The following is a 12,146-nucleotide window of genomic DNA, read 5'->3' on the forward strand; positions in this document are numbered from 1 at the left end:
TTCCTCAACTTTCGTGGTGCTTCGCTGTCGATTCCTCGCAGTGACGGGGTGGGAGTCTCAAGTAATCTTCCTCGCAGGGTTGATGGGGGCGTGGTGGGTGCAGTTTGGTATCGCAGTTCTACTCGTGGACTATGTGTGAGTTTCCTAGAGGTTTGACTTAGATATAGCGCTCACAATAGAGTATTCCGCGGTAGCGTGTCCGAGCGGCCGAAGGTGCAACACTCGAAATGTTGTGTAGGGCAACCCCCTACCGTGGGTTCAAATCCCACCGCTACCGCGTTGTGAAGTCTCGGGACATCGTTCACTCGATGTCCCGAGACTTTTGGGTTATAGGCCAAAATGTGTGTATGGGTTGGGCGTGTCAGTTGTGTGGCACATGTCAGGTGGTTTTCTCTGTACCTCTGAACTGTTGTTCGTCAGCTGTATAGAATAATGTGTTGATTTTGGGCTGAAAACATAAACAAAACGAACAAAAAGGGCGTTTGCCCAACACATCAAATCGAGCTGTGGTGGGCAACACGCCTTTGGAAGTAGCTTTGCTGCAAGTGCTGAAGTTTTTGCCGGTTGATATCAAGGTGTGTTGCTGCGACTTTAACTGTACTGACGCCGGATGTTAGTCAAGCACAAGAAGGGTGGCTGGTTGCCACAGGTGTGTGAGATAGCCGCCACCGTTGTCGGACTAGATCTGCGCGACGAAGACGCTCCGCTGGTTGAACTACCCGACAGGCCCGCCCGGTTGCGATCGACATGCTGGCGGACGACTTAGTGCAGTCTCCCCCGTAGGGAGAGGTGCCGAGCTTTTTGCATTGACATACAGCATGGCCCAGGGGAGGTCATGCTCGTATTGCCGGGCGGGCTCTCCGATATCGTGGCGTGAGAGCAGCATTCGGGTGAGTCATGAAAGCCTTGCTTCTGATGTTGACCTGGTGTCGGAGCTCGAATCCGATCGGTTTGGGGCCAACGGTCAGGCTGTGCCTTGCTCACGTTGGTTGGAGCCTCTGGTAGCGAGGCCGACGCCACTCAGAACGACCGCGAGTCCAATCCATTGCAGGGTCAAAGGTTGCTGGCCAAACATCGACCACGCCCACAGCATCGTGGTTGGTGCAGTCAGGTAGAGCAGAGTGCTGGTCGTGGTGGCTCCTACGTGGCGCAGGCACCAGATGAACATTGCGTAGCCGCCCAGTCCGGACATGAACACCAGCCAACTGATCGCCAGCACCAGGGCCCCGGTCACTCGCAAAGCGAGACCGTCAGTCAGGAGGGCGACGCCACTGAAGATCACGGCAACAACGCTCACCTGCACGGTCAGGCTGGTCACCACTGGCACCCGGGGTTGCCAAGAGCGTTCCAGCAGGGAAGCCGCGGACAGCCCCAGGAGGCTCACGACCACCAGGCTCACGCTTCCCAGCCCCGTTGTGCTGATGCCTCCCACACTCAGGGCGACGCCACCGAGGGCCATGAGCAGGCCAACCCACTGGAAACTGCTGACCCGGTCACCGAAGATGATGCGTCCTGCCGCAGTCACGAGCAACGGTTGGAGTGCACACACCAACGCAGACAAGCCGGCATCCAGCCCTTGTTCAGCAGACAGGAACACGCCACCTAGGAAGAGCACGTGAGACAAGACGGCCAGGACGACCTGCTGCTGCACCTGACGTCTACTCAGTGTATGGAAAGATCGACGCAGCGAGGGGATTAGGAGGCACCCGACGAGCAGTACAAGGGCCGTCACTAGATATCGCCATGCCAGCAGGGTCCACGTTCCCGCGCCTGTCCGGTCCGCCAACGTCGCCCCGACGAACCCGGAACTCCAAGCCACTACGAACACCACACACATTAACCATCGCATACGTTTAGGTAAACATACCGGTCGGTATACTGTCAGTGCACCGCAATTGACTTGGGGGTAGACCATGCACATTGACTTGGCGGCATTCGAGCCTGTCGACACCACACCGGTCGGCCGCAGGATTCTCGAGGCTGCCTCAGAACTCTTCCGCGACCACGGCATCACCGCCACCGGTGTCGACAGCATCGTCGAGCGCGCTGCGACCACGAAGCGGACCTTGTACCAGCGCTACGGTTCCAAGGGTCGGCTCGTCGCCTGTTACCTGCAACAACGCGCGCACTTCTGGCAGCGAGAACTCCTAACAGCCTTGACCGGCGCCTCCCCCGTCCAAGCCTTGGAAGTCGTCTACCGGCATACTGTCCAGTGGGCGACCGCCACTCCGCGCGGTTGTGCTTTCGTCAACGCCTGGGTTGAGATTGGCGCCAACGACCACGAGGCCACCGAGTTAATCCGAGCAGAGAAGGCCTGGATGCTGACTCTTTTCACTCAGATTGCCGGTGGTGATGGGAACACGGGGACTATCTTGCACCTGCTATATGAAGGAGCCCAGGTCACCACGTCAATCCAAGGCGACCCACGAGAACTCGCCCAAGCGTGCGCCGCATCACAGGAATTACTCAACCGTCAGTGAAGAGCATTTCCTCGTAGCAAGACCACGTATGAAAATCGCGCGACACAGTCTGTTCTGTGTCGCGCGATTTCGTGTTTCGCTTTCAGTCTTCGCGCTTCCGCAACTCCCCGCGACGCAATTTACCGCTTGGCGTCTTAGGAAGTGCATCCACAAAGTGGACCTTGCGTGGGTACGCGTGAGCGGAGTACCCCTCCTTGACCAGCAACTTGAGCTCTTCAGCCAACTCAGGGGTAGCCTCCACGCCCTCCCGTAGCACCACGTACGCTTCAGCGAGTTCACCTCGGACGCCGTTGCGGTCTGGTTTACCAACAACTCCAACATCGACCACGTCAGGGTGCGTGATAAGTACGGACTCAACGTCGAACGGCCCAATGCGGTAACCGGCCATGAGGATCACGTCGTCATCGCGACCTTCGAAGAAGAAGCTACCGTCTTCATCCTTGTACCCGGCGTCTGCGGTGAGATACCACTTACCGTCTTCACTGAAACGCTCAGCCGACTTCTGCGGGTCGTCCTGATAACCCGTGAACCACAAGAGCGGGCTGTTTGGCACGCTGATGACGATCTGACCGTCCAGAATGTCTGCCTCATACCCGGCGATCGGCTTACCCATGGATCCAGGCTTGAGCTCTTCACGCACGTCGTCGTTCCACTGGTTGCAGATCACCATGCCCAGTTCGGTTTGGCCGTACTGGTCATAGACTTCGGTCCCCAGTTTTTCTTTAGCCCAGTCGATCACGTCAACCGTGAGTGGCTCTCCTGCTGAAGATGCCCGGCGTAGCGTGAACCCGGGTTCCAGCCCAGACTTGGATAGCGTGCGGTACACGGTGGGCGCGGAAGCGTAGTTGGTCACGCCTTGTTCGCGCATGAGCTGCAGAGTCGAGTCGGCGGTGAACTTGTCTTGTTGCATGAGGTTGGGTAGCCCGATGGCCAGCGGCCCCAACACTCCGTAGTACAGGCCGTACGCCCAGCCTGGGTCGGCCGCGTTCCAAAACACGTCCTCGGGGCGGACGTCCAGGGAGTAGTGCATGTAGCAGTGGAAGCTTGCCAGCGCGCGCACTGGGACTGCAACCCCTTTGGGGTTGCCAGTGGTGCCCGAGGTGAACAACTGCACCAGCGTGCCGTCGCCTCCCATCGCAACCGAGTCCTCAAGCGGTTCAGGCTCGGTTTGCATGCGGTCGTAGTCTTCACCAATCGTGATGACGTTGAGCCAGTTCAGCGGTTTCACCTTGTCTTCTTGCGACGGTTCGGTGATGACGAGCTTGGCTTTTGCACCTTCCATGCGCACCTTGATCGCACCGGTGGCAAACGCTGTGAACAATGGGACGTACACGGCCCCCAGTCGTGTGAGTGCTAGCAGCGTGACGGGCATGTCGGGGCATTTGGTGAGGAGGACTCCCACGCGGTCACCCTTCTCAACACCCTGTTGCTTAAGCGCGGTGGCAAGTCGCTTGGACCTGTCAGACAGCTCACCGTACGTCGGTTTGGACACCGTTCCGTCGTGAGCGATGAAGGTGAACGCGGTGGCCTGCGGGTCGTGGCGGTCACACAGTAGATACGAAGCATTTGCGTCTGGTGTGTCGTAGGTTTCGAGCCATTCTTGAACGAGCTGATCTAATTTCACCCGTGCCTCCTGGGTTAAGGGTTTCCCTGTTGTTTTCACCATAGCGCTGGGGATTTTTCCGCCTGCGCGCAGGGTAACCTAAACCACATTTTGGGGTGCCACTAACTCATCAGCTTCCGCACGTTCACTTAGTCCAGGTAGCCGTGGACAAACTGCATGATGCGTGTGAACGCTTGGTCGCGAACGCTCTCTTCAGACAGGTACACGTCGTGCATAGCGCCTGGAACACGGTCCACAACAACAGTGTCGGCAAGGTCGAGGGCCCGCCTGGCCAGAATCTCCACATCGAGCACAATATCCGCGTGAGCCATCTGTGGAGCGTAGTTCACCGATTGCATCGAGGTGCGCGACATCTGCACAAGCACTGGCACGTCCAGGTCAAGGCCACGTTCCACCCGCTTGTGCCCATCAAACACCGCCCGCAAGAACTGCGGATACACGGGGAACGACTCTGGAGGTTTGAGCCGAAGGTCAAACGGTGTATCCCCGTGGGCTTGCGCAACAGCCAGCACGTAGTAGTTAGGCAGGGAGATACGAAGCGGACTCACTGGGTTCCGGGCCGCCATGAGGGGTCCCAGCAGTTTGCGGACGCTCGCGGTGTATTGGAACTCCAACCACGGCGAGTTCAGCACCAGACCAGCCACTCGCCCAGGGTTATCGTTGGCCCACAGCGCAGCGGTGAGGCCTCCGGTTGAGTGGGCGCTGAGCACCACACGGCAGTGGGGGTGAAGACCAGTGAGCACGTCCAGGCAGGCGGAGATTTCTTCATCATAAGCGCCGAGGTCGTCAATGAGTCCCGGGGTTCGTTCAGGATCGGAGAGGTCCAGGTTCCTGCCGTAGTTGCGCAGGTCAACGGCGTAGAAATGGGCGCCCATGTGGGCCCAGAACCGGGCTAAGTCACGGTGGTAGAAGTAGTCGGACCACCCGTGAATGTAGAGGACGGCAGTGTTGGCGAGTTCCACGGGAGGGACGCCGTCCAGGTGGGGGACACCTCGGGAGGGGTGGTTATCAACCCGGGGCAGGTATCTCACCAGGGTTGCCCGATCCCCGCAGGGCAGTTCCAGGGGCAGGGATTCGAACCCCGGGCCAAGAATGTCTGGAAGCCACTGCGACTGCGTAGGTGGTGTGGGGTTCATGCCCCTATTGTGCCAGGTGAAAAACCGGTACGGCACAGGTCTGGGAACGTACTTGCCACGGTGTTTACTATGGTCGTATGGAGTTTCGAGTACGGTCAGCGGTCGCTGACACCCCCGCGTATGTTCCCGGCAAGCCTGCTGCTCCCGTGGCTGGACAGAAGGCGTACAAACTGTCGTCCAATGAACACTTCATGAGCCCGCTTCCCGCTGTTGTTGAAGCGGCCGCGAAGTCCTTGGAAACCATGAACCTCTATGGCGACCCGGGCGTTTTCGACCTCACTGAAGAGATGGCGCAACACCTGAGTGTGGAAACGAACCAGCTGGTCTTTGGGGCCGGTGCCTCTGAGATTCTCGCTGCCCTGTTTCACATCACTGCAGAACCCGGCACCGAGGTGGTTTTCCCGTGGCCGTCGTTCGAAATGTATGTGCCGCTCACGTTGCTCGAAGGGGCTACCCCGGTCAAAGTTCCGTTGCGTGAGGACTTGGGGCACGATCTTGACGCGATGGCCGAAGCCATCAATGACCGCACCCGTCTGGTGATTCTGTGCAGCCCCAACAACCCCACAGGTGGACCGGTGGGCCGTGAGGAATTTGAAGAGTTCATGGCGAAGGTTCCTCACGACGTGCTGGTGGTGTTGGACCAGGCGTACTTCGAATACATGGTCGAAGGTGGTTTCGACGGCGTTGACGCTCTGCCGTCGCACCCGAACCTGGTAGTAGTGCGTACATTCTCGAAGGCACACGGCATGGCGGGCTTGCGCGTGGGATGGGCGGTTGCTCACCCCGATGTCATCAGCGCTATGCGCACCGCAATCATGCCGTTTAGTGTGTCACGCGTTGCGCAGGCCGCTGCTTCTGCGTCCTTGCGATTGGCATCCGATGTGGATGTGCGGGCAAAAGAAATTGCCCGCATCCGTGACGATATGCAGGCACGGTTACGTGAAATCGGTGTCCCAGTAGCGGACTCCCAGGGTGGTTTCTTGTGGCTTCCGCTGGAAGACAAAGCAGAAGAGTTTGAACGCGCATGCCGTGACGTGGGCGTGGCCGTTCGTCAACTCACCGGGGGAGTACGTGTGAGCATCGGCGAAGAAGAAGCGATGGACCGCGTCGCCCATGTCGCCAGCGAGCTGGTAGCCCGCGGGCACGCAAGCGGTGCAACGACCTCGGGCCAAGAATCATGAGCAACCCAGGACTCCCGGATTCGACCGGACTTCCAGACCTCAACGAACTCGCAACCCAGCTCAGCCCTAATGCGCTGGTCACGGATACTGACGTTATCGCAGCCCACTCCAGCGACCGTGCGTTGTTCTCACCCGTGGAGAGCGCCCTCGCCTTGGTGCGTGCTACGTGTGTTGAAGATGTGCAGGCCACGGTACGGTTTGCCGCCAAACACGCGATCCCCATCATTCCGTCCGGGGCACGCACGGGGCTTTCGGGAGGCATCAACGCGCTCGACGGGTGCATTCTGTTAAACGTTGCCAAAATGAACCGGATCCTGGAAGTGAACACGCTGGACGGGACCGTGACGGTGGAACCGGGGGTCATCAACCTGGATCTCAAGAACCACTTGGCCGATTTCAACCTGTCGTATCCGCCAGACCCAGGTTCGGTAGCGATTTCCACTATTGGCGGGAACGCGGCCACCAACGCCGGCGGTATGTGCTGCGTCAAATACGGTGTGACCAGGGACTTTGTGCGTAGCCTCAAGGTGGTGACCGCCGACGGTGAAGTCACCACGGTAGGGCGCAACACGGCAAAAGGCGTCGCCGGTTTCGACCTGGCGCAGCTGTTCATCGGTTCGGAAGGCACACTGGGCGTGATTGTAGAGGTCACGTTGCGCACAGTGCCCAAGCTGGCCGATCCGCTCACCTCTGTGGCACTGTTTTCTGATCCTGTGCACGCCGCTCGCACAGTCACTGACTACCTGGGCAAGGGTGCCACCCCGTCGCTGTTGGAATACATGGACGGCGGCACCATTGAAGCGGTCAACGCGTACCAGAATTTTGGGCTGCCCAGTGGGGCGGGTGCCATGCTGATTGTGCAGTCGGACGGTTCGGGTTCGATGACGCGCGCTCAGGAAGACCTGGAACTGTTCCAGCAGGTTGCTCAAGATAACGGGGCAACTGACGTGATGTATTCGGATGATCCGCGTGATTCGGAGTCCTTGGTTGCCGCGCGCCGGGCGGTTGCCCCGGCAAATGAAAAGTTGGCCCACTCCCGAGGTGGTGGCGAGCTGGTTGACGACGTGTGCGTTCCGCGGGGCCGCCTTGCGGAGTTCTTTGAGCGCCAGGCTCAGATTGCCCAGAAGTTCCCAGACATTTTGGTGATCGCGTGCGGTCACGCTGGTGATGGGAACATGCACCCCAACGTCATTTTTGATGCGGGCGACCCAGTTTCCATCCAGCATGCAAAAGAAGCGTTTGGCATGATCATGCAGGCTGGCTTGGATTTGGGCGGAACCATCACCGGCGAACACGGTGTAGGGGTTCTGAAAGCCGAGTGGTTGGCACGCGAGCTGTCGCCGTCAGCGCAAAAGATGCACGTGGCGATCAAACAGGCACTGGACCCGCAAGGGATCTTCAGTCCTGGGAAGATGCTGTCGCATTTGAAGTAGTTGATGAGGCTGTTTAGGTCGTGGTGCCAGTAGTGACGTCACGCCTGTTCAGCTTCGTGCGCTTCTTTTTCGAGCGCGCGTTTGGCAGCCCGGCGCACAGCTGGCCACAGTGCAGATGCCCACGCTACGTAACCGCGTTCGGACGGGTGGAAGATGTCGCCACCCGTGTACAGCAGATAGCGCCACAGGCCCAGTTCGTGGGTTGTCGAAAATAGGTCCGCCAGTTCCAAGTTGTTTAAGCGTGCCTCACGTTCGATGATCGTGTTAGCGGCACGCACCTTCGGCTCAAGCCACGGCAGGCCAAAGCTGGGGATCGTGGACACGACTGTGCCGGCCGGAAGGCGCTTGTACAAACGAGTTGCTGTCCACTCGAAACCCTCGAGCGTGTACTTAGGGTCGATCAGGTCATTGGCTCCGATGACACACATGGTGATGTCTGCTGGTGGCAAGTCGTCCAGAAGGGGTAGCTGCTTTTCCATGAGAAGCCACGAGCTGGCCCCGGGCACTGAAATATTGGTGACAGAAACCTTGCGTCCAGTTTCTTCTTCGAGCCGCTGTTTCAAAAGGCCCACATATGCGCGCTCCGGTTTGGAAGCGCCCACCCCGCTAGCTGCCGAATCGCCTAAGACGTTGACCGTCAAGGGCGGAAGCTCCTGCAAGGATTCGTCGAGCTCAAGTTGCGTTCGCGCAGACTCAGCCCAGAACTTAGGGAACAGTGCTGACTGGATGCGCACACGCACAACCGCAATTCCGTACCCGGCACCCATTCCTAAGGTCACACCGCCCACTGCCGTGGCCGCCTTCAAACCAGCCTTAAGCCCAGCTTTCAACGCCGTTTTCCCAGCACCCACGTCAGTCCGCGTCCTTTACTGAGCTACCGTCCACCTCGGGCGTGCTGCCATCTACCTCAGTCTGGGTATCTGGCAGAGCCCGGCGCCGTAACAGTGGCCCCACACCGGGTTGCTCGCCAAAGAAGTCCGTAATCGTTGTGCCCGGGTCAGTGGAATACCCGGGAGCCAAAACTGCAGTGCGGAATGCGTCACCCGCTTCAGGGTTGAGCCCGCCCTGGGAGTTAAACCATTCGGTGACATACGCGGCGAGCTTTTCCGACCACAAGTACGAGTAGTAGCCAGCGGAGTACCCCAGAGCGAACGTGTGCTGGAAATACGGAGTGCGGTACCGAGGCGGCACCAACGGGTTGAAACCGGTGCCGGAGAGCACGTCGCGTTCGAAGTCGAGCACCGACTCCACCTGTTCGCCAGGCTCCAGCGAGTGCCAGCTGAGGTCCAAAAGCGCGGCCGCCAGGTACTCCACCGTGGCGAACCCCTGTCCAAACGCCTGGGACTTCTTGATGCGCTCAACGAGTTCGTCCGGGATCGGTTCGCCCGTGTGCACGTGGACGGCGTAGTGGGGGAGCACTTGCGGGTGTAGCGCCCACATTTCGTTGAGCTGGGACGGGAACTCCACATAGTCCCTGGGCACCGAGGTGCCTGAACGAGTTTCGTACGTCGAGTTCGCAAACAGCCCGTGTAGCACGTGCCCGAATTCGTGGAACAGCGTGCGCACATTGTCCAGGCTGAGCAGGGCAGGTTCGCCGTCTGCTGGTTTGGGAATGTTCATGGTCAGGCTGATAACCGGGCCCAAACCGGAAACTCGGCCTGGTGACACCAACTGGTCCATCCACGCCCCGCCACGCTTTGACTCCCGCGCAAACGGATCCACGCAAATCACGCCCAGCGGCCGGTCGCCGTCGAACGCGCGGTACACAACCACCTCGGGGTGCCACGCGGTTTCATCCGTGCGTTCAAAACGCACGCCGTACAACTGGGTTGCCGCAAACAGCACACCGTCGTTGAACACGTTCCACAGGTCGAAGTACTCAGCGACCGAACCCAACTGGTACGTGTCCTGTTTGTAGCGCTTGAGGTAGTACGCGATGTCCTCAGCTTCCAGGCGCTGTGGCTGGTACGTTGTGCGGATCGTGTCCAGTTCTGATTCGAGCTGTGCTAGTGCGGGCTCCAGCAAGTCCACCACCAGCGCGGTCGCGTTTTCGCCGTTGCCCGCGTCCTGCTGGGAAATCACATAGTCCTTGTACGACTTGTATCCCATGAGGCCGGCCAGGCCGGCGCGCAGAGCGGTGAGGTCGGAGACGATCCAGCGAGTATCGGTTTCGGTTCCGCGCGCACCTCGGTTGGTGGAGGCGTGGAACACGGCTGTGCGGGTTTCAGGGTCGTCCAAGTCCGAGGTGATGGGCTGTTGCGTAGTGGACTCCAGGGTGATGAGCGCGCCAGTGTGCCCGTCCTTGGTCAGGCCACGCTGAACTGCATGGGAGGTGACAGTGCTCAGTTGCGCGTCAGGCAAGCCTGCAAGTGACAGTTCCGAGTCGTGCGGAATGTGCACGGCTGACTCTTGGGTTTCGGCCAGAACGAACTGGCCGAACTCTGTCTCCAGCGCAGAAATCTCTTCAGCGAACGCTGCCACGCGCTTTTGGCTGTCCTCAGTGAGGCGCGCACCCGCGTGTGCGAAGTCGGCAACCATGAGTTCGTGGTGACGGGCGTCTTCCGGGTTCAGGGCCGCAGTGCTGACGCTTTCTAAACGTGCGAAGAGCTCAGCGTTGAGGAACACATCAAGTTCCGCGCGGGTGAGGATGGCGGCCGACTCTGTTGCCATCGCCTCCACAGCGTCAGACCACAAGCTGGATTCGTACAAGCGGATAAACGGTTGCAGGCGGAACACCAAGCTGCAGGCCGCATCAATCGCCAGCGTGGTGTTGTTGAAATCCGCCGGTTCAGGGTTGTCCAGGATCGCGGAAATGGACTGTTCTTGAAACGCGACGGCCCTGGCCAGGGCGTCCATGATGAGTTCAGGGGTGATGTGGGAAAAATCCGGTAGTGTCAGGGGCTCCGGCTGGCTCACAAAGTCCCACAGATAGTTAGGTGATTCCGCTTCTGGGACGTGGCCGGGATGGAGGTCTTCGGAACCCAAAACTTTCTCCTGCACTGTCGAGGTCTATTGTGAGAGGGTGAGCGAATACTTGGGTACTGGAGCAGGCGATCCGCGAACTCGACGAATCAAGATCGGAATCATGCTGGCCGGTCTCGCTACCTTTACACTGCTCTACAATACCCAAGCAATCTTGCCGGACCTCACACGCGACTACGGAATCACCCCGTCTGGGGCCGCGATGTCGGTGTCTATTGCAACCGCGGGCGTTGGGTTAGGGCTGCTTGTTGCAGTCCCTATCAGTGAACGGATCGGCCAAGGTCGTTTAATCCGCTGGTCTGTCGTCATCGCTGGCGTGATGGCCGTTGGGGTGGTGTTCATCTCCGACTGGAACCTGTTCTTGGTAGCCAGATTCGTGATGGGGTTCATTCTGGCGGGTTTGCCCGCTACTGCCACAGTGTACCTGCGTGAAGAGATCCACCCGTCGATCGTGTCATCCGTGATTGGGGTTCATATTTTTGGAAACACCCTGGGTGGATTGGGCGCCCGGATCATTCCGTCTACCGCCATTGAAGTGTTTGACTGGTTAGGGATCGAAGGGATCCTGGGGCTAGACAAGTCACACTCCGCCATGTTCACTGCCTCACTTGTTGGACTGTTAGCGGGCCTGGGGTGCTTTTTCCTGCTGCCGCCGGCCCAAGGGTTCGTGCAACACCGCGACTCGTTTAGCGTTCTGGTAAAGAAGCTCGGGCAGGCGTTCACCGACCCCGTTCTGCTGGGCCTGTTCGTCGTGGGCTACCTGGGCGTGGGGTCATTCATTGGTGCGCTCAACGTGATGGGATTCCGCTTAGAAGGCGATCCGTATTTCGTTCCGATTGGGATCGTGGGACTCATTTACTTTGTGTACCCGCTTGCCGGGTGGGCATCTGCGATAGCCGGCAAAATTGCCGATCGCACATCACTGCGAACAGTCATGGCGTTTGGTCCGCTCATCGGACTGGTGGGGGTTGCGCTCATGGTGATCCCCAACGTGGTGTGCATCGTCGCGGGACTGGCGATTCTTGCAATCGGGTTCTTTGTAGGACACTCCACCGCTGCGTCCTGGGTAGCAGGTCGAGCAATCCGATCCGTAGGCGTCCCCGCACAAGCCGCATCTATTTACATGGTGTGCTTCTACCTGGGATCGTCCGTCACCGGCAACCTCACGCCCCTAGCCTGGTCACACACCGGCTGGACAGGCGTCACCGCAATCATCGGAAGCCACATGGTTCTGCTACTGATCATTGCGCTCATCCTCAAACGCACACCAGTCGCACCCGCCCGCAACCGGACGGTCGACATATAAGCAA

The 12,146-nt window shown here is 59.2% G+C and carries 9 protein-coding genes and 1 tRNA gene; 5 read left to right on the plus strand and 5 right to left on the minus strand.

What is annotated here, in order from left to right; all coding sequences use genetic code 11:
* The first annotated feature begins 189 nt into the window (after positions 1-189).
* Positions 190-277: transfer RNA gene (locus tag HMPREF0183_RS05660), tRNA-Ser, on the plus strand.
* Positions 278-964: 687 nt separating this feature from the next.
* Here HMPREF0183_RS05660 and HMPREF0183_RS05665 read toward each other — a convergent pair.
* Entirely contained in the window at positions 965-2,011 is a 1,047-nt protein-coding gene (locus HMPREF0183_RS05665) for a DMT family transporter (protein ID WP_342610882.1), read from the minus strand.
* Between HMPREF0183_RS05665 and HMPREF0183_RS05670 the strand changes: the two genes are divergently transcribed.
* Positions 1,914-2,480, plus strand: coding sequence for a TetR/AcrR family transcriptional regulator (locus tag HMPREF0183_RS05670; RefSeq protein WP_005883791.1), 567 nt, complete (start codon positions 1,914-1,916; stop codon positions 2,478-2,480). The genes HMPREF0183_RS05665 and HMPREF0183_RS05670 overlap by 98 nt on opposite strands.
* Positions 2,481-2,562: 82 nt before the next feature.
* On the opposite strand, the gene HMPREF0183_RS05675 is transcribed toward HMPREF0183_RS05670, so the two are convergent.
* Positions 2,563-4,146: an AMP-binding protein gene (locus tag HMPREF0183_RS05675; RefSeq protein WP_005883793.1), complete on the minus strand. Its 1,584-nt coding sequence runs from the start codon at positions 4,144-4,146 to the stop codon at positions 2,563-2,565.
* 86 nt (positions 4,147-4,232) lie between these two features.
* Complete coding sequence (locus HMPREF0183_RS05680; protein WP_005883795.1) at positions 4,233-5,240, minus strand: alpha/beta hydrolase; 1,008 nt, start codon at positions 5,238-5,240, stop codon at positions 4,233-4,235.
* Positions 5,241-5,317: 77 nt separating this feature from the next.
* Between HMPREF0183_RS05680 and hisC the strand changes: the two genes are divergently transcribed.
* Together hisC and HMPREF0183_RS05690 are read left to right on the plus strand one after the other, a co-directional pair.
* Positions 5,318-6,421, plus strand: a complete 1,104-nt coding sequence (gene hisC / locus HMPREF0183_RS05685) for a histidinol-phosphate transaminase (protein ID WP_005883796.1) — start codon at positions 5,318-5,320, stop codon at positions 6,419-6,421.
* Positions 6,418-7,854 (plus strand): FAD-binding oxidoreductase, encoded by a 1,437-nt coding sequence (locus tag HMPREF0183_RS05690; RefSeq protein WP_005883798.1) that lies wholly within the window; start codon positions 6,418-6,420, stop codon positions 7,852-7,854. The genes hisC and HMPREF0183_RS05690 overlap by 4 nt, the downstream gene beginning before the upstream one ends.
* Before the next feature lie 38 nt (positions 7,855-7,892).
* Here HMPREF0183_RS05690 and HMPREF0183_RS05695 read toward each other — a convergent pair whose 3' ends face one another.
* Together HMPREF0183_RS05695 and HMPREF0183_RS05700 are read right to left on the minus strand one after the other, a co-directional pair.
* The gene (locus tag HMPREF0183_RS05695; protein WP_005883802.1) at positions 7,893-8,705 is read right to left on the minus strand and encodes an SGNH/GDSL hydrolase family protein; all 813 of its coding nucleotides are present in this window, start codon (positions 8,703-8,705) and stop codon (positions 7,893-7,895) included.
* 1 nt (position 8,706) lies between these two features.
* Positions 8,707-10,854, minus strand: a complete 2,148-nt coding sequence (locus HMPREF0183_RS05700; protein ID WP_005883804.1) for a M3 family metallopeptidase — start codon at positions 10,852-10,854, stop codon at positions 8,707-8,709.
* A 22-nt stretch (positions 10,855-10,876) separates the two neighbouring features.
* On the opposite strand from HMPREF0183_RS05700, the gene HMPREF0183_RS05705 reads away from it, so the two are divergent.
* Positions 10,877-12,142 carry an MFS transporter gene (locus HMPREF0183_RS05705; protein ID WP_005883806.1) on the plus strand — a complete coding sequence of 422 codons (1,266 nt, stop codon included), beginning with the start codon at positions 10,877-10,879 and terminating at the stop codon, positions 12,140-12,142.
* The last annotated feature ends 4 nt before the right edge of the window (positions 12,143-12,146 follow it).

The organism is Brevibacterium mcbrellneri ATCC 49030, assembly GCF_000178455.1.
Taxonomy (GTDB): domain Bacteria; phylum Actinomycetota; class Actinomycetes; order Actinomycetales; family Brevibacteriaceae; genus Brevibacterium; species Brevibacterium mcbrellneri.